At 71.0% G+C, this 26206-nt stretch carries 20 protein-coding genes and 2 riboswitches; of the genes, 5 read left to right on the top strand and 15 right to left on the bottom strand.

From position 1 onward, the window contains the following. Nucleotides 1-9 precede the first annotated feature (9 nt). Together AC1HIL_RS24295 and AC1HIL_RS24290 are read left to right on the top strand one after the other, a co-directional pair. Nucleotides 10-678 (top strand): alpha/beta hydrolase, encoded by a 669-nt coding sequence (locus AC1HIL_RS24295; RefSeq protein WP_422096610.1) that lies wholly within the window; start codon nucleotides 10-12, stop codon nucleotides 676-678. 178 nt (nucleotides 679-856) lie between these two features. Then, nucleotides 857-1789 (top strand): DUF3014 domain-containing protein, encoded by a 933-nt coding sequence (locus AC1HIL_RS24290; RefSeq protein WP_479670215.1) that lies wholly within the window; start codon nucleotides 857-859, stop codon nucleotides 1787-1789. Here the strand turns inward: AC1HIL_RS24290 and AC1HIL_RS24285 are convergent. From AC1HIL_RS24285 to AC1HIL_RS24265, 5 genes are read right to left on the bottom strand one after another with little or no spacing between them, the layout of a single operon-like run. Continuing rightward, nucleotides 1786-2382 (bottom strand): glycerol-3-phosphate responsive antiterminator, encoded by a 597-nt coding sequence (locus tag AC1HIL_RS24285; RefSeq protein WP_057596439.1) that lies wholly within the window; start codon nucleotides 2380-2382, stop codon nucleotides 1786-1788. The genes AC1HIL_RS24290 and AC1HIL_RS24285 overlap by 4 nt on opposite strands. Nucleotides 2383-2392: 10 nt before the next feature. Further along, entirely contained in the window at nucleotides 2393-3943 is a 1551-nt protein-coding gene (locus AC1HIL_RS24280) for an FAD-binding oxidoreductase (protein ID WP_479670214.1), read from the bottom strand. Beyond that, a complete protein-coding gene (locus tag AC1HIL_RS24275; protein WP_208510386.1) occupies nucleotides 3940-5619 on the bottom strand; it encodes a glycerol-3-phosphate dehydrogenase/oxidase in 1680 nt (559 codons plus the stop codon). The genes AC1HIL_RS24280 and AC1HIL_RS24275 overlap by 4 nt, the downstream gene beginning before the upstream one ends. Next, nucleotides 5616-7175, bottom strand: a complete 1560-nt coding sequence (locus AC1HIL_RS24270; protein WP_261206668.1) for an FGGY family carbohydrate kinase — start codon at nucleotides 7173-7175, stop codon at nucleotides 5616-5618. The genes AC1HIL_RS24275 and AC1HIL_RS24270 overlap by 4 nt, the downstream gene beginning before the upstream one ends. After that, a complete protein-coding gene (locus AC1HIL_RS24265) occupies nucleotides 7172-8641 on the bottom strand; it encodes an MFS transporter (protein WP_479670213.1) in 1470 nt (489 codons plus the stop codon). Before AC1HIL_RS24265 ends, AC1HIL_RS24270 begins: the two co-directional genes overlap by 4 nt. A 270-nt stretch (nucleotides 8642-8911) precedes the next feature. Here AC1HIL_RS24265 and AC1HIL_RS24260 point away from each other — a divergent pair, with 270 nt between their 5' ends. After that, complete coding sequence (locus AC1HIL_RS24260; RefSeq protein ID WP_479670212.1) at nucleotides 8912-10477, top strand: alpha/beta fold hydrolase; 1566 nt, start codon at nucleotides 8912-8914, stop codon at nucleotides 10475-10477. On the opposite strand, the gene AC1HIL_RS24255 is transcribed toward AC1HIL_RS24260, so the two are convergent. From AC1HIL_RS24255 to AC1HIL_RS24215, 9 genes are all read right to left on the bottom strand, one after another. Beyond that, nucleotides 10420-11151 (bottom strand): Crp/Fnr family transcriptional regulator, encoded by a 732-nt coding sequence (locus AC1HIL_RS24255; protein WP_479670211.1) that lies wholly within the window; start codon nucleotides 11149-11151, stop codon nucleotides 10420-10422. The genes AC1HIL_RS24260 and AC1HIL_RS24255 overlap by 58 nt on opposite strands. A gap of 5 nt (nucleotides 11152-11156) precedes the next feature. Beyond that, nucleotides 11157-14069 (bottom strand): aminomethyl-transferring glycine dehydrogenase, encoded by a 2913-nt coding sequence (gene gcvP, locus AC1HIL_RS24250; protein ID WP_479670210.1) that lies wholly within the window; start codon nucleotides 14067-14069, stop codon nucleotides 11157-11159. Between the two features lie 75 nt (nucleotides 14070-14144). Next, on the bottom strand, nucleotides 14145-14516 hold the full coding sequence (gene gcvH, locus AC1HIL_RS24245; RefSeq protein ID WP_093344930.1) for a glycine cleavage system protein GcvH: 372 nt from the start codon (nucleotides 14514-14516) through the stop codon (nucleotides 14145-14147). Nucleotides 14517-14564: 48 nt separating this feature from the next. Next, the gene (gcvT, locus tag AC1HIL_RS24240) at nucleotides 14565-15764 is read right to left on the bottom strand and encodes a glycine cleavage system aminomethyltransferase GcvT (protein ID WP_057597618.1); all 1200 of its coding nucleotides are present in this window, start codon (nucleotides 15762-15764) and stop codon (nucleotides 14565-14567) included. 15 nt (nucleotides 15765-15779) lie between these two features. Further along, nucleotides 15780-15886, bottom strand: a riboswitch (glycine riboswitch). Between the two features lie 20 nt (nucleotides 15887-15906). Next, nucleotides 15907-15990: riboswitch (glycine riboswitch) on the bottom strand. Nucleotides 15991-16012: 22 nt separating this feature from the next. Then, nucleotides 16013-16972: an alpha/beta hydrolase gene (locus AC1HIL_RS24235; RefSeq protein ID WP_479670209.1), complete on the bottom strand. Its 960-nt coding sequence runs from the start codon at nucleotides 16970-16972 to the stop codon at nucleotides 16013-16015. Beyond that, nucleotides 16969-18312, bottom strand: coding sequence for an amidohydrolase family protein (locus AC1HIL_RS24230; protein ID WP_479670208.1), 1344 nt, complete (start codon nucleotides 18310-18312; stop codon nucleotides 16969-16971). The genes AC1HIL_RS24235 and AC1HIL_RS24230 overlap by 4 nt, the downstream gene beginning before the upstream one ends. Nucleotides 18313-18316: 4 nt before the next feature. Further along, nucleotides 18317-19840 carry an FAD-dependent monooxygenase gene (locus tag AC1HIL_RS24225; protein ID WP_479670207.1) on the bottom strand — a complete coding sequence of 508 codons (1524 nt, stop codon included), beginning with the start codon at nucleotides 19838-19840 and terminating at the stop codon, nucleotides 18317-18319. Between the two features lie 23 nt (nucleotides 19841-19863). Further along, the gene (locus AC1HIL_RS24220; RefSeq protein WP_479670206.1) at nucleotides 19864-20937 is read right to left on the bottom strand and encodes a porin; all 1074 of its coding nucleotides are present in this window, start codon (nucleotides 20935-20937) and stop codon (nucleotides 19864-19866) included. Between the two features lie 26 nt (nucleotides 20938-20963). Beyond that, complete coding sequence (locus AC1HIL_RS24215; protein WP_479670205.1) at nucleotides 20964-22286, bottom strand: MFS transporter; 1323 nt, start codon at nucleotides 22284-22286, stop codon at nucleotides 20964-20966. A gap of 136 nt (nucleotides 22287-22422) precedes the next feature. Here AC1HIL_RS24215 and AC1HIL_RS24210 point away from each other — a divergent pair, with 136 nt between their 5' ends. Then, the gene (locus AC1HIL_RS24210; RefSeq protein WP_479670204.1) at nucleotides 22423-23391 is read left to right on the top strand and encodes a LysR family transcriptional regulator; all 969 of its coding nucleotides are present in this window, start codon (nucleotides 22423-22425) and stop codon (nucleotides 23389-23391) included. On the opposite strand, the gene AC1HIL_RS24205 is transcribed toward AC1HIL_RS24210, so the two are convergent. Next, the gene (locus AC1HIL_RS24205) at nucleotides 23385-23936 is read right to left on the bottom strand and encodes a hypothetical protein (RefSeq protein WP_479670203.1); all 552 of its coding nucleotides are present in this window, start codon (nucleotides 23934-23936) and stop codon (nucleotides 23385-23387) included. The genes AC1HIL_RS24210 and AC1HIL_RS24205 overlap by 7 nt on opposite strands. Nucleotides 23937-24139: 203 nt before the next feature. On the opposite strand from AC1HIL_RS24205, the gene AC1HIL_RS24200 reads away from it, so the two are divergent. After that, nucleotides 24140-26179, top strand: coding sequence for an acyltransferase family protein (locus tag AC1HIL_RS24200; RefSeq protein ID WP_479670202.1), 2040 nt, complete (start codon nucleotides 24140-24142; stop codon nucleotides 26177-26179). Nucleotides 26180-26206 lie beyond the last annotated feature (27 nt).

Here is a 26206-nt window from a genome sequence, read left to right as displayed (position 1 = left end):
TCCATCGACATGACCACGCTCCAACTGCCGCTCCAATTCCTCGAACAACCGACCGCCGCCGGCACGCGCGATCCCTGGCTGCTGGTGCTGATGCATGGCGTGGGCAGCAACGAGCAGGACCTGTTCGGCCTCGCGCGCCTGATGCCGCCGCAGTTCCATGTGCTGAGCCTGCGCGCGCCCTACGTGCTCACGCCGGGCTCCTATGCCTGGTTCGAGTTCGAGGTGCTGCCGGACGGCCAGCGCCGCATCGACGAGGACCAGGAGCGCGAGAGCCGCTTCCTGGTCGGCGAGATGCTGGCCTCGGCCTCGGCGCAACTGGGCATTCCACCCGAGCGCGTGGTGGTCGGCGGCTTCAGCCAGGGCGGGATCATGGCGCTGTCGCTGCTGCTGACCAGGCCCGCGTCGATGCGCGCCGCGATGGTCTGGCACAGCCGGCTGCTGCCGCAGGTGCTGCCCCAGGTGGCCGCGCCCGAGGCCTTCGAGGGCAAGTCGCTGTGGGTGAGCCATGGCAGCGCCGACAACGTGATTCCGCCCGCGGCCGCGCAGGCCACGCGCGAACTGGCGCGCGGCCTGCCGCTCGCGCTCGCGGGCAGCGATTTCCCCGGCGGCCACGAGATCCGGCCGACCGAGCTGCAGGGCACGCTGGCCTGGCTGCAGTCGCTCACGGCGGCGCACTGAGCGCCGAGCGCGCGCCCCGGAAACCGGTGGCGCCGCAGGCGTGTCGAAGGTGGGCTGAACTTCCGTGTGGCGAGGGCGTCACACGGGGTTACGAGGACCGGCGCGTTCCGGTCCTCTTGTTCGTGCAACATGACGGTACGTCATCACGCACCGCACGCCACAGGAGAGACACGCCGCCATGCCCGAGAACGACAACAACGACTTCCGTGCCGAACGCGACATGAGCACCGCGGGCGAGACCCGCGACTACGCACCGCGCCGCGAACGCTCCATGCTGCCGTGGGCGCTGCTCGTGCTGGTGCTGCTGGTGGCCGGCTACTTCGGCTGGCGCTGGTACCAGCAGCAGCAACAGCCCGTGGCGCCGCCGGTGGCCGCCACCACGCCCGAGGACGCACCGCCCGCACCCGCGCCGGCCCCCGTGGCCTCGGGGCCGCAGAATCCGGTCGACGCGCTCGCGCCGCCCGATGCCGCGCTGCCCTCGCTGGCCGATTCCGACTCGCGCGTGCTGAAGGCGCTGGCCGAACTGCTCGGCGGCAAGAACGCCAATGCCTTTCTGCGCCCCGACGGCGTGGTGCGGCGCTTCGTCGCCACGGTCGACAACCTCGCGCGCGAGCAGGCGCCCGCCAGCGCCTGGCCGGTGCAGCCCACGGGCCAGCGCTTCATCACCGAAGGGCAGGGGGCCAACCAGACCATCGCGGCCAACAATGCCGCGCGCTACAACGGCTTCGTGCTGCTCGCCGAATCGGTCGATCCGGCCAAGGCCGCGGGCGTGTACGCGCGGCTCTATCCGCTGTTCCAGCAGGCCTATGAAGAGCTCGGCTATCCGGGCCGCTATTTCAACGACCGGCTGATCGCCGTCATCGACCACCTGCTGGCCGCGCCCGAGCCCAAGGGGCCGGTGCAGGTGCGCCTGGTCGAGGTCAAGGGCGACTATCCCTCGCAGCGCCCGTGGACGCGCTACGAGTACGTCGATCCCCAGCTCGAGTCGCTCAGCGCGGGCCAGAAGATCATGGTGCGCATGGGCCCGGAGAACGAGCGCAAGCTCAAGGCCAGCCTGCGCGCGCTGCGCCAGCAGATCGCCACGGGCGAGGTGGCGAAGAAGAAGTCCTAGCCCGCCGCGCCGGTCTTCGGCGCCTGGATGTCGAGGCTCCACATCGCGGTGTCGCTGGTCGACACCGCCACCGCGCCGGCCGCGAGCGCGCTGCGCACGTCGTTGGTGGTGATCACGAAACCCGAGGCGACGATCGGCGGCAGCGCGTTGCGCTCCTTGATCGAGATGTGCGGCAGCATCGGCGCGGGCATCAGCTGGACCAGGTTCGGGTCGCTCTGCTCGAGCGCCTTCACGCTGCGCGGCCAGGTCGAGCGGTCGGTCACGAACACCTTCTGCATGGTCAGCAGGCCGGCGCGGTTGGCGCGCTGGATGGTCGCCACGCGCGTGGACACCAGGCTGGTCGCGCCGATCTCGGCCAGGTACTCCACGCCGCCCTTGTCGGGCGAGATGCCCTCGCAGCTGTCGATGTTGACGATGGCGATCTTGTCCGCGCGCGTGATGGTCGCGACCACGGCCTGCAACCGGCGCAGCTCCACGTTCGCGACGATGGCGATCTCGCTCGCGCTGTCGACGAAGCTGTCGATCTGCTCCGCGCCGTAGAGCGTCGCGATGATCGGGTGCCGCGCGAGGCGCGCGCCGAGGGAACGGTCCATTCGATGGGGCTCAGTCTGCGGAAGGGGGCAGCTCGTCGGTGAGGCCGAGCTTGCCCGGGTTCAGGATGTTCTTCGGGTCCAGCGTGCGCTTGATCGCCTGCAGCACCGGGAAGGCGCTGCCCAGCGAGTCGGCCATGTAGGGCGCACGCAGCAGCCCGACGCCATGGTGGTGGCTCAACGCGGCATTGTGGCGCACCAGCACCGCGTTGGCCGCGTCCCAGGCCGCGCGGTACCAGCGCGCGCGGTCCGCCACCTCGACCTCGCCACGCAGCGAGAAGTAGAGGCAGGCGCCGTCCACGTAGGCGTGCGACTGGTGGGCCGAGCCGGCCAGCGTGCCGGGCACGGCGTTGATCGCGGCCACCACCTCGTCGTAGATCGCGCTCAGGTCGCTCCAGCGGCCGCTCATCTCGAGCGTGTCGGCCACGAAGCCCGGGCTGCGCTTGAAGCCCTCGGCGCTCTTGCCCGTGAGGTAGCGGGTGTCGAGCCAGCGCTCGAAGATCACCGGGCCGTCGAGTTCGCGGCCCAGCTCGCGGCAGGCGCGCTCGCTGATCGCCATGACGGCATCGACCATCTCGGGCGCGCCCTCGTCGGCGATCAGCAGCACATGCGTGTCGGCCAGCTCGAACTGCACCTTGCTCTCGAGCGCGTCGTACAGCCGCAGCGCGGCCGGGTTGGCGCCGCGCTGCATGATCTGGCGGCAGGCCTCGAGGCCGGAGGCGAAGCTGTCGAAGCCGAAGGCGATGGCGCGGCCGTAGTCGGGCAGGCGGTGCAGCTTGAGCCGCACGCGCACGATCACGCCGAGCGTGCCCTCGGAGCCGATGAACAGCTGCTGCAGGTCGGCGCCGACCGCGGCGCGCGAGTAGCCGCCCACGGTGACGAGGCTGCCGTCGGCCAGCACCACGTCCATGCCGAACACCATGTCCTCGATCTTGCCGTAGCGCGTCGAGAGCTGGCCCGCGCCGCGGCAGGCGACCCAGCCGCCGACCGTGCTGATGCCGAAGGACGAGGGCCAGTGGCCCATGGTCATCCGGTGGTCGCGCTGGATGGTCTCCTCGAACACGTCGCCGAACATGCCGGCCTCGACCTCGACGATCTGGCTCTCGGCATCGAAGCCGATGAATTCGTTGAGCTCGCAGACGTCGAGCACGATGCCGCCGCGCACCGGCAGCGCCGCGCCGGTCACGTTGCTGCGGCCGGCCGACACGGTGACGGGAATCGATGCCGCGTGCGCGATGCGCATCACGGCCTGGATCTGCTCGACGCTCGACACGCGCACGATCGCGGCCTGCGGCGTGGCGGGCCGTCCGCCGGTCTCGCTGACCATGGAGCCGGCCCACCAGTCGCGGGTCCAGGCCACCACGTCGGCGGTGGCGGTGAGCACCTCGTCGGCGGCCTGGCGCAGCGCCTCGAGCTGCGCGGGCGGCACCGCGATCGGCGCGCGCTGCAGGCCCGGCGGGCCGTCGGTGGCCGCGATGGTCTTCGCATAGGCCGGTGGCGTGTGCGCACCGACGATGTAGTTGCGGCGGTTGTAGCCGCGCTGGATGGCGTCCTTGCTGATCATCTGCTTTCTCCCATGAGGATGGATTTTTCGTGTGCGAGGGCGGCGCGGTAGCTGGTGACCTGCTGCGCCGTCTCGGCGGGGGACAGGCCGAGTTCGGCCTGGAGGATTTCGCCCACGCGGTCCGCGGCGCGGCCCGAGGCGTCGCGCGCCATCAGGCGCGCGCGGATGCGGCGCGACAGCACGTCGTCGACGGTGCGGGCGAGTTCGTGGCGCACCGCGTAGACGATCTCGGCCTCGCTGTAGGGCAGGCCTTCGACGATCGGCTTCTGCAGGCCGGGGTCGTCCTGCAGGATGTCGCTGACGAAGCGCGCCTCGGTGCCGTAGCGCTCGCCCAGGTGGGCCGAGAGCCCGCCCGAGGCGGTGATCGCCTGCGCGTCGTAGCCGGCCGCGCCGAGCAGGAAGGCCGACTTGGTCTTGCAGCCGGCGCGCCGGCCCAGCACCTTCTGCGCGGCATCGATGGTCTGCTCGGCCATGTGGCGCGAGGTGGTGAGCTTGCCGCCGACGATGGTCAGCAGCCCGTCGGAGGCGGTGCGGATCTCGTGGTTGCGCTTGATCTCGAGCGTCTTGCCGCCGGGCGGCGCCACCAGCGGACGGCAGCCCGCGATGCTGCCGACCACGTCCTCGGCGCGCAGGTCGGTCTTGAGCGCCGAGCGCGCGCCCTCGAGCAGGAAGTCGAGCTCCTCGCGCGTGCAGCAGACGTCGTCGAGGTTGCCCTCGTAGTCCTCGTCGGTGGTGCCGAGGTAGGAGACGTTGCCCCAGCGCGTGATGGTCGCGCGCCGGTTGCGGCCCGGCACCGGAATGGTCACGGTGCAGTCGTTGCGGATCTTGAGCCAGGGGATCGCCACGTGCACGCCCTTGGCCGGGCGCACGTTGAGCGTCTTCTCCTCGTTCTTGCGCCGGCCGTCCCAGTCGCGCAGCCAGACGCCGGTGGCCATCACCACGACGCGGGCACGCGCGCGGATCTCGCGGCCGTCGGCCTGCACGATCGCGCCGTCGACCTTGCCGTGCGCGTCGCGCGTGATCTCGATCGCCTTCGCGTGGTTGAGCACCGCGGCACCGTGGAAGGCGGCGGTGCGCGCCACGTTGAGCGTGAGGCGCGCGTCGTCCACGCGCGCGTCGAAGTACATGAAGCCGCCGGTCAGGTGCTCCTCGCGGAAGGTGGGGCAGTGCGACAGCACCTCGGCCTTGCTGAGCTTCTGGTGCAGGATGCCCTCGCGCCAGCCGCCCGCGATGTCGTAGGTCCACAGCAGGCTCTCGAAGGCCTTGGCCAGGCGCTTGTCGAACACGCCCTCGCGCTCCATCACCGGGAACAGGAAGGGCAGGCGCTGCACCAGGTGCCGCGCGTTGCGGCGCAGGCGCTGGCGCTCGAGCAGCGAGTGCCGCACCAGGCCCAGGTTGCCCTGCTCGATGTAGCGCAGGCCGCCGTGCACCATCTTCGAGGACTTCGACGAGGTGCCGAAGGCGAAGTCGTCCTTCTCGACCAGCGCGACGCGGTAGCCGCGCAGGCTGGCATCGAGCGCGGCATAGGCGCCGGTGATGCCGCCGCCGACGATCAGCATGTCGAAGTGCTCGTCGCCCAGGCGCGCGAGCAGGTCGGGGCGGTGCAGGCGCAGGGGCTCGGTGGCCGTCATCTCGGCGCGGTCCCTGGCCGGTCGAAGGGATGGCAGGACCCTCATCGTGGAAGTTCTCCTGGCGTGGTGGAAAGTGGTGGGTTCTTGAAGCGCTGCGCATGCGCGAGCTCGGAGTCGACCCGTGCCTGCCATTGCGCGCGCCGGGCCTCGCGCTCGTCGGCGCCGATCGCGGGTTCGAACACCGCGTCGGTGGCCAGCGTGGCGCGGGCCTCCTGCAGCGAGGGCCACAGCAGGCCCGAGGCGCCCGCGAGGAAGGCGGCGCCGCGCAGGCTCGCGCGCTCGGTCTCGGCCATGCGGCGCACCGGCATGCCGCTGAGGTCGGCCTGGATCTGCAGCAGGGTCGAGCTGCCCGACAGGCCGCCGCCGACCACCAGCTCGGACACCTGCAGGCCCGAGACCTGCTCGTTGGCCGCGATGCACGCGGCCACCGAATGCGCGATGCCCTCGAGCACCGCGCGCGCCACCTCGGCGCGCGTGGTCGCCATCGAGATGCCGGTGAGCGAGGCGCGCGCGGCCGGCTCCATCGCGGGCACGCGCAGGCCCGTGAGGGCGGGAACGAAGCTGACGCCGTTCGCGCTCGCGGCCTCGGCCGCCAGCGCGCCGATCTGCGCCGCGTTCTCGAACCACTGCAGCTTCTCGCAGACCCAGTTGAGCGCTGAGCCGGTAGTGGCCACATAGGTCTCGACCGCGAAGTGCGAGACGCCGCCCGAACGCCGCGCCGTCATGGCGAGCGTGCCCGGATGCAGGCCCGCGTCGAGGGGCGGCACGGTGCCGGTGATCACGTCGACGAAGCTGCCGGTGCCGTGCACGCACATGGCCTGCGCGCGGTCGAGACAGCCCAGGCCGACGGCGCCCGCATGCTGGTCGCCCGCGCAGGCGAGGATCGGCACCGCGATGCCGAGCAGCTCGGCGCGCGTGCGGCCCAGGTCGCCGGCATCCTCGCGCAGCGCGGGCAGGAGCGCGCGCGGAAAGCCCAGGGTGTCGATCCACTCGAGCTGGTAGCGGTGCTCGGCCAGCACGTAGGCATTGCCCGAGGTCACGTTGGTCGGCGTGGTCACGCATTCGCGCCGCTCCGACAGGTGCCACAGCAGCCAGCTGTCGATGGTGCCGAAGCCGAGCCGGCCTTGCTCGAAGGCATGCGCCACGGCCGGCGTGTCGCGCAGGTGGTGCGTGGCCCAGAGGTAGGGCGAGCGCACGCCGACCGGGCGGCCGAGCTGGCGCATCAGCGGCGCGTCCCACTCGGGCGCGAGGCGCGTCAGTTCGTCGACATGGCGCGTGTCCTGCCAGACCATCACGGGCACCAGCGCGCGGCCCGTGCGGGTGTCCCACAGCACGGCCGAACAGCGCTGGGTGGCGATGGCGAGCGCTGCGATGCGCTTGCCCTCGGCCTGCGCGCGCGCCACGCTGGCGCGGCACACGGCCAGGGTCTTCGCGAGGATCGCGTCGGCGTCCTGCTCGACCACGCCGGGGCGCGGCGTGTCGACCGAAAGGGGCGCGTACTCGAGGCAGGAGACATGGCCGTCGCGGCCGACGACCGCGGCGCGCGTGCCCGAGGTGCCTTCGTCGATGGAGAGGATCACATCCTCGGTGATGGAGATCATCGGTTCATTTTTCCCACGGCGGGTTGGAGCGAATCGGAAGGGATGCCGGTGCGCGCGTCGTCCTTGAACTGCGGCGCGCCGGCTTCGTTGTCGGGATTGATTCCGGTACGGGTCGGGTCCCAGCGGATCGCGAAGCAGATCGCGCTCGCGACAAGCGGCACCGCCGAGAGGATCAGGAAGGTGTGCTCGAGCCCGTACTTCTCGCGGAACAGCGGGAACACCAGCAGGCCCAGCGCCGCGCCGATGGAGCCGAGCGCGCCGATGATGCCGTTGGCACCCGCGCGCAGCTCGCTGCGGAAGGACAGCGAGGACAGGCTCTTGCCGTTGGCGCCCGGTCCGCCCGAATGGAACAGGATGAACAGCGAGGGCACCGCCACCGCGAGCCACAAGGGCATGCGGCCATGGAACAGGCCCAGCGTCAGCAGCATGAGGAACACCATCGCGAAGCCGAAGGCCGAGGCGCGGCGCAGGCCGAGCTTGCGGCCGATCCACGGCGAGAGGAAGCCGCCGAAGATGCCGAACACGTTGAAGGCCAGCGCGCCGACGGTGGCCTGCGCGAAGTCCTTGCCGAACAGCGTGGCGCTGATCAGCGGCAGGTACCAGCCGACCGCGAAGTACTGGATCGACTGGCCGATCTGCACCGTGGCCGCGAGGATGGTGCGCGGCAGGTAGACGCCGCGGAAGATCAGCAGCACGTTGGCCGCGCCGCGGCGGGCCTGGTTCGTGACCGGCACGCGCTCGTGGCGCGGCGCGGCGGCGAAGCGCTCGGCATAGATGCGGCTCATGGCGGCGGCGGCCTCGTCGAGCCGTTCCTTGCGCGCGAGCCAGACCGGGCTCTCGACCAGCAGCGCGAACTGCAGCAGCAGGATCGCGAGGCCGAACACCGCGGTGGCGGCCACCGAGTAGCGCCAGATCGAATCGCCCACGTTCCACGAATAGAACATCAGCGCCAGCAGCAGGTTGCTGCACACGGCCAGGTACCACATGCCCTGCCAGGTGTTGAGCCGGCTCTTGAAGCGCGCCGGCGTGAACTCGGCCAGCACCGCCATCGCGATCGCGAAGTCGATGCCGTAGGCCGCGCCCACGAAGAAGCGGCCGACCAGGATCGTCTCGAAGCCCGGCGCGAACACCACGATCACCGCGCCCGTGACGGCCAGCACCTTGGCGAGGATCAGCGGCCGGATGCGGCCCCAGCGGTCGGCCATCCAGCCGCCGATGGGATTGAAGGCGATCGCGACCCACGAGGCCATCGAGGTCATCAGCGCGACCTGCGCGGCGCTCAGCGAGAGGTTGCGCGTCATGGGCCCGAGGCCCGCGCTCAGTGCGGAATTGGAAAAGGCGTCGAGGAACAGTCCGCCGAGTGCGAGCCACCAGATGACGGCGGCCCGGCCCTTGATGCCCTGGCGTGAATCCAGGTAGGCGATGACATCGTCGATGCCGCGGATCTTGAGCGCGTTGGGTTGCACAGTTGTCTCCATTGGAATAATCCGCAAGAAGACGATGCAAACCATGCAGGCGCGACAAAGCCATCTCACAGATGGTCTTTAAATCTGAACCTGCGCCGAAATTCTAAGTGCGAAGTTTTCAATCCGTCAATGAATGTGATTCGAGGCGGTGTTAACCACTAGAACCGCCAGAAGCCACCGTGTTGCATCTGTTCCCGCGGGGACAAACAGCGGCGGCCCTCGTTCCTAGAGTCGCGTGCTTCGAAAGACACGACGAGGAACGAACGAGACATGAAGACCCTGATCCACGCCATCGCGCTGTGCGCCGCCGCCTGCCTGGCCTTGCCGGCGGCGCACGCGGCCACGGTGCAACAGCACGCGCTGCAATCGACGGTGCCCGATCCGCTCGCGGGCGCCGACGCGGCCAGGGGCACGAAGGTCGCGTTCACGCTGTTCCTGCCCGATGCGAAGCCCGAGGGCGGCTATCCGCTGGTGCTGCATGCGAGCGGCTTCGGCCTCGGCCGGCTGCGCGAACTGCCGCCGCGCGACACCGACCCGGGCGCGAGCTACTGGTCGCGCGTCGACCGCCTCGTGCCCACGCTGGTCGAGCGCGGCTATGCGGTGATCAGCTTCGACCACCGCGGCCATGGCGACAGCGGCGGCGACAGCCGCATCATGGATCCGCGGGCCGAGATCGCCGACATCCGCAGCCTGATCGACTGGGCCGAGCGCGAACTGCCGCTGCGCAAGGGCGCCGACGGCAGGCCGCGCATCGGCAGCATCGGCGGCTCGTACGGTGGCGGCTACCAGATGCAGCTCGCGCAACTCGAGCCGCGCATCGCGACCGCGATCCCGTCGATGACCTGGTACGACCTGAAGCATTCGCTGGCGCCGCAGGGCGTGCTCAAGCAGGGCTTCGTGCAGTTCGAATGCTTCATGGCGCAGCGCGGCAAGGTGCGCGACGGCGGGCTGCTGCGGCCGCTGTGCGAGACGGCACCGAAGCCCGGTGTCTGGGCCTGGAACGACATGGGCGCCGACGCGCAGCGGCTGCGCGATGCCTACCAGGCGCACGGCCCCTCGGGCCTGAGCTGGTCCGGGCAGCCGTCGCGCCGCGTCGATGCGCTGGTGGTGCAGGCCAGCGAGGACGTGCTGTTCGACATGGACGAGGGCCTGCGCAACTGGCGCCAGCTGAAGGCCGGCGGCGGCGACGTGCGGCTCATGGTGCTGCGCTCGGGCCATGTGAATCCGCGCGCGGGGCAGCGCGACAAGCCCGCGCGCTGCGGCAGCGTCGATGCCATGGACGCGATGCTCGGCTGGCTCGATGCCAAGCTGCGCGACATCGAGCCGTCCGCGCCTTTGGTGCCCCAGCTGTGCATCGCGCTCTACGACGGCACGGCCTTCGAGGGCACGGCGCCGATCGCGGCGCAGTTCGGCGCGGCACTCGCGCGGACCGAGGTGCGCGCCGGTTCGCCGGCGCCGGTCTTCGTTCCCTTGCCCACCGATGCGCCACGCGGCGCGGTGCTGGCCGGCGTGCCCGAGGCCGAGCTCGACGTGCGGGCGGCCGGCGGACCCGGCGTGGCCCTGGTGGGGCTCGCGCTGCGCCGCAACGGCGAACTGATGCTGCTGTCGGACCAGGTGGTGCCCGCGCCGCCGGGGCGACAGCGCATCGCGCTCGGCGGCGTGGCCGCGCGCCTGCGGCCCGGCGACGAGCTCGGCGTGGCGCTGTTCGCCACCCATGCGCAGTACGTCTGGGCGCCTGCTTCGGGCGCACCGGTGGCCGGCATCGCCGGCGACAACGCCTATGCGGTCTCGGGCCGCGTGTGGCTGCCGCTCGCGGCCGAGGGCGCGGCGCGGTAGGCGCGCAGCGCATCGAGGTCGCGCAAGGTCACGACCTGGTAGCCCAGCGTCAGCAGGCCCTCGGCCTCGAGCCGCCGCAGCGCCGCGTTGAGCCGCGGGCGCGACATGTTGCAGTAGAGCGCGAGCTCGGCCTGCGAGACCTGCAGCTCGAGCGAGCGCGGCGGAAAGCCCGCCGGGCTGAACAGCGATGCCAGGCTCTGCGCGACCTTGGCGACCGGGTCGAGCGTGCGGTCCGACAGCGTGACGGCCATCGACTGCGTGAGCCGCTCGCTCAGCAGCTGCAGCACGAAGCGGTTGAAGGCGCGGTTGCCGTCGAGCAGGTGGAAGAAGGCCGCTTTCGGCATCTTGATGACCACCGCATCGGACAGCGCGACCGCATCGCAGAAGCGCGGTTCGTTGCGGATCAGCTCGACCTCGCCGACCCAGCTGAAGGCCTGGCCCATGAAGGTCACGGGCTTGCCCGAAGCCGAGGTGGTGCACAGCTTCATGCTGCCGCGCCCCATGCCGACCCAGTGCTCGGCCGGATCGCCGCGGTGCCAGATGGCCTGGCCCGCGGCGAGTTCGACGAAGCGCAGCTGCGGCAGCAGCACTTCGGCCTCGTCGTCGCTCAGCGTGTGGGCCCAGACGCAGCCGCGCCAGCGCGACTTGAGCGTGGCGATCTCGCCGGGGTCCATGCGGCTCAGGCCGCTTCGGTTTCCTGGTACTCGCCCACGGGCACGCAGCTGCAGAACAGGTTGCGGTCGCCGTAGACGTTGTCGACGCGGCCGATCGGCGGCCAGTACTTGGCGTCCTTGAGCCCGGCCAGCGGGAAGGCGCCGAGCTCGCGCGCATAGGGATGGCCCCATTCGCTGCCGAGCAGGCTTGCGGCCGTGTGCGGTGCGTGCTTGAGCGGGTTGTCGTCCTTCGGCCAGACGCCTTCCTCGATGCGGCGGATCTCGCCGCGGATGGCGATCATCGCCTCGATGAAGCGGTCGAGCTCGGCCAGCGGCTCGCTCTCGGTCGGTTCCACCATCAGCGTTCCCGGCACCGGGAAGCTCAGCGTGGGAGCATGGAAGCCGTAGTCGATCAGGCGCTTGGCGACGTCCTCGGCGGTGACGCCGCTGGTGTCCTTGAGCGGGCGCAGGTCGAGGATGCACTCGTGCGCGACGTGGCCGTTGGGGCTCGCGTACAGCGTGGGGTAGTGGTCCTTGAGCCGCGCGCTGATGTAGTTGGCGCTGAGGATCGCGGTCTCGGTCGCGGCCTGCAGGCCCTTCGCGCCCATCATGCGGCAGTACATCCAGCTGATCGGCAGCACGGCCGCGTTGCCCAGCGGCGCCGCGGACACGGCACCCACGCCATGGCCCGACACGCCCGCGGTCGCATGGCCCGGCAGGTAGGGCACGAGGTCCTCGACCACGCAGACCGGGCCCACGCCCGGGCCGCCGCCGCCGTGCGGGATGCAGAAGGTCTTGTGCAGGTTCAGGTGGCTCACGTCGCCGCCGAACTCGCCCGGCGCGGCCACGCCCACCAGCGCGTTCATGTTGGCGCCGTCCACATACACGCGCCCGCCGTGCGCATGCACCAGCTCGCACAGCTCCTTCACGCGGGTCTCGAACACGCCGTGCGTGCTCGGGTAGGTGATCATCACCGCGGCCAGGTTCTTGCCGTGCTTCTCGCAGGCGCGCTTCAGGTCGTCGAGGTCGACGTTGCCCTGCGCGTCGCAGGCCGTCACCACCACCTGCAGGCCCACCATCTGCGCGCTAGCGGGATTGGTGCCGTGCGCCGACGAGGGGATCAGGCAGATGTTGCGGTGGCCCTCGCCCTTGGCCTCGTGGAAGGCGCGGATCGCCAGCAGGCCCGCGTACTCGCCCTGCGAGCCGGCATTGGGCTGCAGGCTGATGCCCGCGTAGCCGGTGGCTTCGCAGAGCCAGGCGCGCAGCTGGGCGTCGAGCTGGGCATAGCCCTGCAGCTGCTCGGCCGGCGCGAAGGGATGGATGTTCGCGAACTCGGGCCAGGTGATCGGGATCATCTCGCTGGTCGCGTTGAGCTTCATGGTGCAGCTGCCCAGCGGGATCATGCTGCGGTCGAGCGCGAGGTCCTTGTCCGACAGGCTGCGGATGTAGCGCAGCATCGCGGTCTCGCTCTTGTGGGTGTTGAACACCGGGTGCGACAGGAAGGCGCTCGCGCGGCGCAGTTCCTGCGGAATGCGCGGCGCGGTGTTGGCGGCCAGTTCCTCGAAGCGCGGCATCGGCGTGCCGGCGGGCACGAACAGCGCCCACAGGGTCTCGACGTCGACGCGCGTGCTGGTCTCGTCGAGCGAGATGCCCAGGTGCTGCTGCAGCCGCTGGCGCAGGTTCACGTTGGCGGCCTGCGCGCGCTCGAGGATCTTCGCGGTGTCGTCGCCGGTGCGGATGGTCAGCGAATCGAAGGCGGTCTCGTTGACCGGCTCGCGGCCCATCTGGGCCAGGCCGCGCGCGAGGATGGCGGTGAGCGCGGCCACGCGCTGCGCGATGCGCGTGAGGCCGTCGGGGCCGTGGTAGACCGCGTACATGCTCGCGACCACGGCGGGCAGCACCTGCGCGGTGCAGATGTTCGAGGTCGCCTTCTCGCGCCGGATGTGCTGCTCGCGCGTCTGCAGCGCGAGGCGGTAGGCAGGGCGGCCATGGGTGTCGACGCTCACGCCGACCAGGCGGCCCGGCAGCGAGCGCTTGAAGTCGTCGCGGCAGGCCAGGTAGGCCGCGTGCGGGCCGCCGTTGCACAGCGGCATGCCGAAGCGCTGGGTGGTGCCGCAGACGATGTCGGCATCCCATTCGCCGGGCGGCGCGAGCAGGGTCAGCGCCAGCAGGTCGGCCGCGACGCAGAAGGCCGCGCCGTACTGATGCGCATGGCCCGCGAGCGGGCGCAGGTCGTGCACGTGGCCGGTGGTGGCCGGGTATTGCGCCAGCACGCCGAAGAATTCGCCGCTGGCCATCAGGTGCGGCAGGGTTTCGGAAGCGGTGCTGACCTTGACCTCGATGCCCAGCGGCGCGGCGCGGGTCTTCACCACCTCGATGGTCTGCGGATGGCAGTCGCCCGAGACCAGGAACACGTTGCTCTTGCTCTTCACGCTGCGCTTGGCCAGCGTCATCGCCTCGGCGGCCGCGGTGGCTTCGTCGAGCATCGAGGCATTGGCGATCGCCATGCCCGTGAGGTCGCACACCATGGTCTGGAAGTTGACCAGCGCCTCCATGCGGCCCTGCGAGATCTCGGCCTGGTAGGGCGTGTAGGCCGTGTACCAGGCCGGGTTCTCGAGGATGTTGCGCAGGATCACGCCCGGCGTGTGGGTGCCGTAGTAGCCCTGGCCGATGAAGTTGCGGAACACCTTGTTCTTCGCCGCGATCGCCTTGAGCTCGGCCAGCGCATCGGCCTCGGTGGCCGGTGCCGGCAGCCGCATCGGCTTGCTGCGCCGGATCGCCGCGGGCACGATGCCGTCGATGAGTTCGGCGCGCGTGGCCGACCCGATCACGGGCAGCATGCGTGCCTCGTCGTCGGCATCGATGCCGATGTGGCGGGCGATGAATTCCTCGGCGTTCTCGAGTTCTTGCAGGGTGGGCAGGGCGGCGGGGGTGGGCATGGCGGGCGGGGGAAGAGAAGGGGGAGCGGACTTCCGGACGCGAGCCTTCGCGTCCGGCCATCCGGTTTCAGGGGGTCAGGATTCCTCGGCGAACTTGCCGTAGGCGGTCTCGTCCATCAGCGCGTCGAGCTGCGCCGGTTCGGACAGCTTGACCTTGAAGAACCAGCCTTCGGCCAGCGGCGCGCTGTTGGCGAGCGAGGGATCGGCGCGCAGGGCCTCGTTGACTTCGGTGATCTCGCCCGAGACGGGCATGAACACGTCGGCCGCGGCCTTCACCGATTCGACGACGCCGGCGACATCGCCCTGGGCGAAGCTCTTGCCGACCTCGGGCAGGTCGACGAAGACCACGTCGCCCAGCGCGTCCTGCGCATGGACGGTGATGCCGACCGTGGCGTTGCCGCCCTCGGCCTGCACCCATTCGTGGTCCTTGGTGTACTTGATGCTCATGTCGAAAAACTCCTCGTGGATAAAAAGTGGCCGATGCCGGGGCGTAGGTTAGCCGCGGTAGTAGCGGGTCGGCACGAAAGGCAGCGTCGAGACCTCCATCGGCACCGGCTTGCCGCGCACGATGGCCTGCACCCGGGTGCCGGGCTCGGCGAAGGCGGTGGCCACGTAGCCCATGGCGACCGGCCGGTCGGCCGTCGGGCCCAGCAGGCCGCTGGTGACCTGGCCGATGTCCTGGCCCTCGAAGGACTGCAGCGGCGTGCCGTCGCGCACCGGGATGCGCTCGAGCGCGACCAGGCCGACGCGGCGGCGCTTGAGCGTGTCGTGGTCGAGATGGCCGGCCGCGCCGGTGGCGGCGGTGAGCTGGGCCAGGATCTTCTCGGCGCCGGGGAAGCCGCCCGCGCGCGCGCCGCCCGTGCGGCGCACCTTCTGGATCGCCCAGTTGAGCGAGGCCTCGACCGGCGTGGTGCTGGTGTCGATGTCGCTGCCGTAGAGGCACAGGCCGGCCTCGAGCCGCAGCGAGTTGCGCGCGCCCAGGCCGATGGGCTTGACCTCGGGCTGGGCCAGCAGCAGCCGGGCCAGCGCGTCGGCGTCCTTCGCGGCGACCGAGATCTCGAAGCCGTCCTCGCCGGTGTAGCCGCTGCGCGTGACGAAGGCATCGATGCCGCCGATCTGCACGGCGCCGCCGGTCATGAACACGAAGCGCTCGATGCCGGGCGCGAGCCGCGCCAGCGTGGCCGCGGCCTGCGGTCCCTGCAGCGCGAGCAGCGCCTGATCGGGCAGCGGCTGCACCTGGCAGCGCTGGCCGATCTTCTGCTGGATGTGGGCGATGTCGGCCACCTTGCAGGCGCCGTTGACGATCACGAACAGCGAGCCGTTGCCTTCGTTGAAGAACATCAGGTCGTCGAGGATGCCGCCCTGGTCGTCGAGCAGCAGGCCGTAGCGCTGCTTGCCCGCGGGCAGGTCGATCACGTCGACCGGCATCAGGGTCTCGAAGGCGGCCGCGGCGTCGGGGCCCGACAGGCGCAGCTGGCCCATGTGGGAGATGTCGAACAGGCCCGCGGCCTCGCGCGTATGTTTGTGCTCGGCCATCAGGCCGGCGGGGTACTGGACCGGCATCGAGTAGCCGGCGAAGGGCACCATGCGGGCGCCGAGTTCCAGGTGCAATGCGTGCAGCGGGGTCTTGAGCAGTTCGGATTCGGGGGCGGAAGCAGCCACGGGGCACTCCTGGGGGCAGCAATCGAATGCCATGGCTCGCGCCATGGGGCCACCCCTGCTGTCCGCTTTACCTGAGAGATTCGCCCCACGATCGGGGTTTGCTCCTTCGGTGGACCGGGCGCCTGCGGCACCGGCCTCTCTCCAGCAAGGAAACGCCGTCCCGCGAGGGCCGGCGCTGTGTCAGTCCTTTTGCCTGAGCGTTCGGGGGTTCCCTGCGCCTTCGGCGGCCCCGTGCGGGGCTCTCTCCTGACCCGGGCGAGTGTAGTGGATTGCGGGCCGCTTCAGCCGCGGCGCCGCAGCCGGTCCGACAGCGCCTGGCAGATGGCGTCATGGGCCCGGCCGGCGGCGGCCGAGTGGGCGAAGAAGCCGAAGAACGGGTGGAACATGTCGTCGAAGGCCAGCAGCCGGGTCGGGACGCCGGCCGCCTCGAGCCGGTGCGCGTAGGCCAGGCCTTCATCGCGCAGCGGGTCGTGGCCGGCGACGGCGATCAGGGTCGGCGGCAGGCCCGCGAGCTCCACCGCGCGCAGCGGGGAGGGCGGCACCTCGGCGGCGCGGTGGGCCGAGGCGCCCATGCTGAGCCGGGCGATCTCGCGCAGGTCGGCGGGCGCGAGCATCGGGTAGTCGATGCCGCGGGCCTCGATCGCGGCCACGTCGCGCGCCATGTCCAGGCCCGGCACCACCAGCAGCTGGGCCGCCAGCGGCCGCGCGTTGCCGCGCAGCGCCAGCGCGGTGCAGGCGGCCAGGTTGGCGCCCGCGCTCTCGCCGGCCAGGGCGATAAGGGACGGATCGCCGCCGAGGGTTTGCGCATGGTCCAGCGCCCAACGGGTCGCGGCCAGCGCATCGTCGTGCGCGGCCGGGAACGGGTGCTCGGGCGCCAGCCGGTAGTCCACCGAGACCACCACGGCTTCGACGTCGCGGCAGAGCTTGCGCGCGATGTCGTCCATCAGCTCGACGCTGCCGAGCACGAAGCCGCCGCCGTGCAGGAACACCACGGTCGGCAACGGCGCTTCGGTCGAGACGGGCCGGTAGACCCGCACCGGCACGCGCAGGCCCTGGTGTTCGGCGACGCGGTCCTCGGTGGAAGCCACGACCGGCAGCGTCGTGCGCTCGCGCGCCGCCATCACCGCGCGGCGCATGCGTTCGCGCGCCTCGCCGGGCGTTCCGGAGAACGGCGGTGGCGCCTTGTTCGCGCGCATCGCCGCGACGATCGCGGCGAGCTGGGGATCGAGCGGCGCGTTCATTGAAGCCCCAGCACGTAGGCCTGCGAGTCCGCCGCGCGCTGCCGCAGCCGATCGAGGTCCACATCGAGCAGGCGGCCGTCGCGCTTCACCGGCCGCCCCGCGACGAACACGCTGTCGACATTGCCCGGATGCGCCGCCAGCACCACCGCGCCGACCGCGTCCGAGACCGGCGCCAGGTTGAGGTCGTCGGCGCGGATCAGCACCACGTCGGCCTGCTTGCCCGGCGTGAGCGAGCCCACCTTGTGCGCGAGCCCGTTCGCCTGCGCGCCAGCCAGGGTGGCGAAGCCCAGCACGTCGCGCAGGCCCAGCGTCGCCGGGGCGTTCTTCGTCTTCGAATGGCCGCCGCCCATCCACGAGCGGTAGTAGGCCAGCGCGTGGCGCATCTGCGTGAACATGTCGCCCGCGCACTTGGTCTCGGTGTCGCCGCTGAGGCTGGGCCGGATGCCCACGGCCAGCAGCCGGTCGAACGGGATGTCGCCCATGCCCTGCGCATTGAGTTCGCAGTGCACGCCGAGCGAGGCGCTGACGCCGGCGTCGGCCATCATCGAGAACTCGTCGGGGTGCGAGCAGCAGCAGTGCACGAAGGTCAGGTCGTCGCCGAGCACGCCGGCCTCGTGCATCTGCGCGATGCCGCGCGCGGCGGCGTTGCGTGCGTAGGCACCCATGTGGATGCTCGAGCGGATGCCGAGTTCGCGCGCCAGCCGCAGGTCGCCGAGCCAGGTCTCGCGCCGCGCCATCTCGGGGCCGCGCGCGGCCATCGCGAGCGTGAGCAGCTGGTCGTCGCTCGAGAAGTAGCGTTCGCGCAGCCGCCGGATGTCCTGCGGATGGCCGCGCTCGCTGTCGAACATCCACGAGGCACCATCGACCAGCGGCCAGCCGTGCGCGAACACGCCGCGGATGCCGGCGTCGCGCAGCGCCGCGATCGCCGCGTCGGAATGCTCGGGGCTGTTCTGCACGTGCGACCAGTCGAGCAGGGTGGTGATGCCGCTGTCGAGCGCCGCGACCGCGCCCAGCAGCGTGCCGGTATAGACGTCCTCGGGCCGGTAGGCCGCGCCCTTGGCGCCCAGCATCTCGGCGAAGTAGACCTGCGAATCGATGTCGGCATAGCGATGCCGCACGCAGCTCTGCCAGGTGTGGCGATGCGTGTCGACGAAGCCGGGCAGCACGATCATGCGGTCGGCCTCGATCCGTTCAGCATCGGGAGCATCGATGCTCGGCGCGATCGCGACGATGCGCTCGCCCTCGATCAGCACGTCACCGCGGCGCAGCTCGCCGATGGCCGGGTCCATGCTCAGCACCCAGCCACCCGCGATCAGCAAGGGCCTGTCTTCGTTCTTCATCGCATCACCTCCTCATCCAGCGCGAGAGTTCGGCCTCGACCTCGGCGACGCGTGCCACGTCCGCGCCGGCCCAGGCCACATAGGCATCGGGCCGCACCAGCATCGCCTGCACGCCGCGCATGGCGGGCGGCACGCGCGCCACGCGGGCCGGCATCAGGGTCACGGGCAGGCCCTTCAGGTCCAGCGATTCGAACTGGCGCGAGTTGCCCTCGAGATCGAGCAGCAAAAAGCGCCGTTCGCGCAGCAGCTCGGCGACGCGCACCGAGCGGCCGTCGCGCGTGACGAGGTCGAAGTCGGGCAGCCGCTGGCCGGCCAGCGGGTGGCGGTCGGCCTCTCCCGCGCGGCTGGGGTAGGGCTGCTCGAGCCCGCACAGCTCCAGCACCAGCTGGCGCTGCACCTCGGGCAGCGGAATGATGTGTTTGGCCAGCCGGCGCTTGAGCGCCACTGCGTCGGGCTCGAAATTGAACTGCAGCACGCACTGCGCCTTCACGCTCTCGAGCAGCGCATGCATCACCGGCAGGCGCTCGGTGTCGTAGCTGTCCAGCGTGGCCTCGTCGGCCACGCCCGTGACGACGTTCGCGAGCTTCCAGCCCAGGTTGAAGGCATCCTGCAGGCAGAAGTTCATGCCGACGCCGCTGGCCGGGTAGTGGATGCGCGCCGACTCGCCGACCAGGAACACGCGCCCCTGGCGCAGGCTGCTGACCGCGCGCATCTGGTCGTCGAAGCGCGAGGCCCAACGGAAGCCCTCGATGCCGAAGTCGCTGCCGAGCACGTCGCGCAGGCACTGCTTCGCCTCCTCGAGCGTCACCGGCTCGTCCTTGGTCGCATGGCGGCGGTCGCGGTGCACGATGTTGAAGCGCGTGATGCCCTCGCCGAAGGCATAGCCGCGCACCCAGCCCATCTCGTTGTCGGCGCCGGTGCGCCCGCCGGGCCAGGGCGCGCTGAGCTCCGCGTCGATCACGATGCCGCGGAAGGTGCCCGAGTGGCCCTCGAAGGGCATGCCGCACTGGGTTCGCACGGTGCTGCGGCCGCCGTCGGCGCCCACCAGGTAGCTGGCGCGCAGTGTCGATACCGCGCCCGACGGATCGGCCACCTCGATCTCCACGCCCTCCGTGTCCTGCCGCACCGAGCGCACCTCGGCGCCGCGGCGAAGCTCGGCGCCGCTGTCGGCCGCCCAGCTCCAGAGGATCTCCTCGGTCATGTTCTGCGGCAGCCCGAGCGTGAAGCCGAAGCGGGTGTCGAGGTGCTCCCACTCGATCGACTGGAAGCCGGCCCAGATGTGGCTCGAGCGGAAGGGGTAGTCGAGGATCTGCCTCGTGCGCTCGATGAAGCGGTCGGCGATGCCGCGTGCGTCGAACAGCTCGAGCACGCGCGGCAGCAGCGTGCCCGCGCGCGACTGCACGCCCTCGACGCGCCGCTCCAGCACCAGCGTGCGCGCGCCCGAACCCGCCAGCTCGGCCGCCATGGTCAGGCCCGAGGGGCCGCCGCCGACGACGATCACATCCCACTGCATTGAATCTCCGGTCACTCGATCTCCTTGGAAAAAACCTTTTAGAAGGCGTGCGTCATGCCGACCTCGAACGCCGACTGGCGACGGCCTCCGGCCACGGCCTGGCTGCGCAGCACCGCCTTCTGCCCGGGCCCCGCCTTCTGCAGCACGCCGAGCAGGTACAGGCTGGTGCGCTTGGACAGCGCGTAGTCGACGTGGCCGTGCACCTGGTCCCAGCGGTAGCTCGCGAGCTTCGTGAGCGAATAGCCGCCGCCGACGCGCAACTGGTTCGTGAGGTACTTGTAGGCGCCGACGTCGAGGGTCCGCGCCGTTTCGGTCTGCGACAGGCCGTCCGCCGACAGGCGCGTGTGGCTGTAGTTGCCCATCCAGCGCCAGCCGTCGTTGGTGTAGGCCAGCCCGACCGTGGCCGTGTCCTGCGTCTGCGACACGGTCCTGCCCGGGGTCTTGGAGAAGTCGACGCCATAGAGGGCGGGCACGCCGAGCCGGGTGACGGGCGCATAAGGAATGCCCCGGACCGACTCCCAGATCGCGAGCGCCTGCAGCGGCCCGCTGGCATAGCTGAGTTCCGCGCCGACGGCGCGCCCGACGTTGGTGGTCGAATCCGGCTCCGCGAAGCCGTACATGGCGCCGAACTGGAAGCCGCCGAACACCGGCGACTTGTACTTGACCAGGTTGCTCAGCGAGTTGCCGACCGTGCGGTCCAGGTTGCCGGGATGGGTGGCGAGCAGGGAGGTGTAGCGCTCCGAGGTGAAGGGTGTCGCGTCGGCGAGCAGGTCATACATCGCGCCCAGCGTGAGCGTGCCCCAGGTGCCCGAGCTCAGGCCCATGTAGCTCTCGAGCGGCGCGAGCGTTCCGCTGTCGACGAAGACCGAGTTGCTCCAGCGGAAGATCGCGCGTAGGTCGCCGCCCAGCGATTCGCTGCCGGTCAGGGCCAGGAAGGGCGCGGCATGCGTCGAGGTCATCTGCAGCTGGCTGCGGCCGCCCGAGTCGCGGGTGTAGAGCACGCCGCTGCCGAGCAGGCCCGACAGCTTGAGCTCCGATTGCGCCTGCGCGCCTTGGGCCAGCGAGAGTCCCGACAGGACGAGCAGCAGGGCCTGGGTGTTGCGTTGGATCATGGCGTGGCGCCCGGCAAGCGTCGAGATCACGACGGCACCCGCTGCTCGAAGGACGCGCCCGAGGTCTCGCGCCGCGCGAGCCGGCCGCCGAGCAGCAGCGCCGCGCCGACCGCGACGCAGCCCGACAGCGCGAACACCGTGGCCATCGCCGAGGGCAGGGCCAGCGCCTGGCCGTCGTAGAGATGGCGCGCCACCAGCGCGATCAGCGTGGGCGAACCGGACTGCGCGATCAGTCCGTTGAGCACCAGCACGATCGCCATCACCATGCCGATGTTTCCGGCCGGCACGGTGCGGGCCACGAAGGTCGAGGCGACCGCCATGAAGCTCCACGAGCACAGCACCACCAGTGCGTCGAGCACCCAGAAGGCGGTGAGCTCGCCGACCAGGCACATCGAGACGCTGAACACGGTGGCGGCCGCGGCCACCGCGGCGCCGATGCGCGCGATCGCCGCCAGCCCGGTGGCGCGGTCCAGCGCCACGCCGACCAGCCACAGACCGAGCGGGCCCATCGTCATCAGCAGGCCGCCCTGCATCAGGCCGATGTCGCGCAACTCCATGCCGTAGCGGCGCGCGATCATGGTGGGCACCCAGGCCGCCATGCCGAAGCCGATCATCGAACTGCCCACCGCGTAGGTGAACAGCGGCACGAACAGCCGTCGCTGGCCGGCCAGCCAGCGCAGCACGGCGCGCAGGCTCTGCTGCGGACGGGCCGCGGCATCGTGCTGCGCCCTCGGGTCCCTGAAGCAGAAGATCAGCAGGCTCAGCGGCAGGCCGGCCACGCCGATCATGAACAGCGTCATCTGCCAGGCCGACACCTCGCCCACGAAAGGCAGCGAGTGGATGCCCGAGGCCTGCACCAGGTGCAGCAGCGGCCCGCCCAGCACCAGCGACAGCCCGGTGCCCAGCATCATCGACATGGTGTAGACCGAGAGCGCGCGGGCGCGGCGGTGGTCGTCCACGCCGTCGCGGATCAGCGAATAGGAGGAGGGGGGCGTCAGCGCCTCGGCCGCGCCGACGACGGCGCGCGCGATCACCAGCGCGATGAAGGCGGTGGCCGCCGCGTTGGCCGCCACCGCCGCCGACCAGACCAGCACGCCGGTGGCGATCACGAGGCGGCGGTCGAAGCGGTCGGCCAGCCAGCCGGCCGGCAGGCCGACCAGGATGTTGGCGACCGCGAAGGCGGTGCCGATCAGGAAGCTGATCTCGATATCGCTGACGCCGAAGTCGCGCTGGATCGGACCGACCATCAGAACCAGGATGTTCTTGTCGATCTGGGCCAGCATGTTCAGCAGGGTCAGGCAGGCCACCAGGGCCCACTGCGCGAGTGCGCGCTTGCGTTGGTCTTGCATCTCGTCTTGTCTCCGGTTGCTTGTTCCGCGAGCTCGCGATGGCTCGTTGGAGGCGATGATCCAAGCCGGTGGTGCATATGCAAAATTCATTCTTTAAATGCGATGCATTTGCCGTGCAAATCAAGGAGACGAAACCATGCGCTTCAACAAGCTCGACCTCAACCTGCTGGTGGTGCTCGATGCCGTGCTGAGCACGCGCAGCGTGAGCCGCGCCGCCGAGCGGCTGTACCTGAGCCAGCCGGCGACCAGCCTGTCGCTGAGCCGGCTGCGCGAATACTTCGAGGACGAGTTGCTGGTGCCGGTGGGCAAGACCCAGGTGCCGACCGCGCTCGCCAACGAGCTGATGAAGCCGGTGCGCGACGTGCTGCTGCAGCTGCAGACCATCACGCGCGCGCGGCCCGGCTTCGACCCGGCCACCTCGACCCGGCGCTTCACCATCGAGTCCTCGGACTACGTGATCAGCGTGCTGCTGTCCGAGGTGGTGCGGCGCGCCGCGACGCTCGCGCCGCTGATGCAGTTCGACCTGCGTGCCATGAGCCCGCAGATGCGCGAGCACCTCGACAGCGGCGAGATCGAGCTGCTGATCTCGCCCGACTTCGCGATCGTGCCCGGGCATCCGTCCGAGCCGCTGTTCGAGGACACCTTCTCCTGCCTGCTGTGCCTCGACCAGCCGGTGAAGGGCAAGCGGCTCGGCGCCGAGCAGTACTTCGAGTCCGCCCACGTCGGCATCGAATGGGCCGGTGGCCGGCGCGTGACCTTCGACGCGCGGCTCATCTCCACCGGCCGGCGCACGCGTCGCCAGGACGTGATCGCGCCCAACTTCACGCTGGTGCCGGAGCTGCTGCTGGGCAGCGCGCGCATCGCCACCTTGCCGACGCGGCTCGCGCACCAGATGGCGCGGCGATTTCCGCTGCAGGTGCAGCCCTGTCCGATCGAGATCCCGGGCTTCACCGAGAAGCTGCAGTGGCACAAGCACCAGGACCGCGACCCGGCGATCGTCTGGCTGCGCTCGCTGCTGCGCGAAACCGCGCGGGGGCTGCCCGAATTAAAGGACTTGAAGGCCGCGCGTTCAACACCGCCGCGGCGGCGCGCCCGAGCTCAGTGAACCACTTCGGCCGGCGGCAGCAGCCGCTCGATGCGCTCGCGCAATGACTCCGCGCGCTCGGCGCCGGCCGTCTTCTCGACCTCGGTCAGCATCAGCGCGGCGATGGTCAGCATGGCCTCGCGGTCGCGCGCCTCGCGCAGCGCGTCGCGCATCTGCAGCGCGAAGCGCGGATCGCGGCGCACGAACATGCGCTCGCAGATGTCGAACAGGAACATGCGCGTGGTGGCCAGCGAGCGCTTGCCGTCGAAGGCGTCGGCGGCGGTCGAGACGTGGATGGGTTCGGCGGCCGGCGCGGGCTGCGGTTCCGGCGCCGCGGCCTCCACCGCCTCCACCACGGCCACCGTGCGCGGGTCGTGCAGGTAGCCGCGCTCCACCAGCGTCATCAGGGCCTGCTCGGCATCGCCGCGGCTCGCGAACAGCGGGCTGAAGTCGGTCAGCGAGCGGCGGCCGTCGGCCATCAGCAGCAAGGCCCGTTCGCGCTGGCTCAGGGTGCGCTGTCCGCCCTGGAGTTCGTCGCGCGCCTTGTCGGTCTTGGTGGGAAACATGCGGTGCCGCCGGGTCCGGGATGGAGCCCGAGCATCGCGGATGCGCGTGACATCTTCATGAAGCGCGGAACACCAAAGGCTTAAGCATCGCCCGTGCGAGCGCTGCGGGTTTCGCGCTTCCGTTCGGCAACCCGGCAAGCCCTCGCGACAAGACCGGAACGCGCTCCGGACGGCGCGGGCTGCACCGGATGTTGCCGACCCCGATGAGCACGAGCCCGACCTTTCGCGACCTGCCGATGCGCGCGCCGGCCATTGCGGCGAACACCGCCGCGCGGGCCGAAGCCTATCGCGCCGACATCGACGGCCTGCGCGCCGTCGCGGTGCTCGCGGTGGTGTTTTTCCACGCCTTTCCGCGCGCGGTGCCCGGCGGCTTCATCGGCGTCGATGTCTTCTTCGTGATCTCGGGCTTCCTGATCACCTCGATCCTGCTGCGCGCGCAGGCCGAGGGCCGCTTCAGTTATCGCGACTTCTATGCGCGGCGCGTGCGGCGCATCTTCCCGGCGCTGCTGCTGGTGCTCGCCACGGTGCTGGCCTTCGGCTGGTGGGTGCTGCTCGACGACGAGTTCAGGGCGCTCGGGCGGCAGGCGGGCGGCGGCGCCTTCTTCGTGGCCAATCTGGTCTTCTGGCGCGAGGCCGGCTACTTCGACGCCGCGGCCGAGCTCAAGCCGCTGCTGCACCTGTGGTCACTGGGCATCGAGGAGCAGTTCTACATCCTGTGGCCGGTGCTGATCGCGCTGAGCTGGCGCCGGCGCTGGCCGCTGCTGCGCGTGCTGTGGCTGGTGGCGATCGCCTCCTTCGCGATCAACGTGCTGGGCATCCATTCGCATCGCGGGGCCTCGTTCTATTCGCCGCTGTCGCGCGCCTGGGAACTCGCGGCCGGCGGCATCGTGGCCTGCCTGCAGCTGCGGCCGGGCCACGCGCCGCCCGCGGGCTGGCGTGCCCACCTGCTGTCGCTGGCGGGCGTGGCGCTGATCGCGATCGGCCTGGCAACGGTGCGCGCCGACAAGGCCTTTCCGGGTGGGTGGGCGCTGCTGCCGGTGGCGGGCGCGGCCTGCTGCATCGCGGCCGGCGGCGGCGGCGTGCTGAACCGGCGCCTGCTGTCGAACCGCGTGCTGGTGTGGATCGGCCTGCTGAGCTATCCGCTGTACCTCTGGCACTGGCCGGTGCTGAGCTTCCTGCGCATCGTGCTGCCGCGCGAGCCGCACGAGCTCACGGGCCTGGCCGCCTCGGTGCGCGTGGCGGCGCTGGCCGCGAGCCTGCTGCTGGCCGCCGCGACCCATGGCTGGCTCGAGCGCCGGCTGCGCGCTCGCACGGGCGGCGCCACCGTGCGCTGGCTCGGCGCGGGGATGGTGCTGGTCGCGCTCGCGGGTTGCGCGGTGCAGGCCGGGCTGCCGGCGCGGCTGCACGGGCCGGCGCTGCAGCGCATGGCCGATGCGGCGGCCGACCGCGACTACCACGACGGACCGACCACCGGCGAACTCGGACCCTTCGTCACCTACCGCATCGGCGAGGGCGCGCACAAGGTGCTGCTGATCGGCGACAGCCACGTGATGCAGTACGCGCCGCGCGCCGCGGCGCTGGCACAGCGCGCGCCCGGGCGCATGGCGAGCTCGTACTTCACGGTGTTCCTGGCCTGCCCGCCGATCCCCGGCGTGTTCGCGCGCCAGGGCATCGAGTGCGGCGCGCGGCGTGACGAAGGGCTGCGCATGGCGCTCGAGGGACCGTTCGAGACGGTGCTGGTCGGCGCCTGCTGGAACTGCTACTTCACCGAGACCCTGGGCCTGCCGATGGGCTTCGACCTGCGCGAGGGCGAGGCCGCCTATCCGATCGAGCGCAGGGAAGGGGAGGCGCGCGCGCTGGCCGCGCTCGAGGGCCTGCTGGCAGCGCTGGTGCAACGCGGCAAGAAGGTCTACCTGCTGCTCGACAACCCGGGCGGCAGTGGGTTCGACCCGGCGCGCATGCTCGAGGGCAGCCGGCTCGGTTCGTTGCGGGTGTCGCGCGAGGTCACGACGCCGCAGCCGCTGTCGCAGGCCGCGCTCAACGACCAGCTGCTGCGCATCGCGGCGGCCAGCGGCGCCAAGGCCATCGACGTCACGCGCCGGATGTGCCGCGGCGGCCGGTGCGATCGCACCCTGCCGGACGGCAGCCCGGCCTTCATCGACGAGCAGCACCTGCGGCCGGCCTTCACGCGCGCGCATGCGGACTGGCTCGACGAGGTGCTGCTGCGCGGCCCGCCGCCCTGAGCCATGCCTTCCTGAAGCACATTGTTG

It is taken from the genome of Variovorax sp. ISS6, assembly GCF_056523145.1.
The sequence above is the reverse complement of the archived record's forward strand: the minus strand, read 5'-3'. Positions and strand labels throughout refer to the sequence as shown.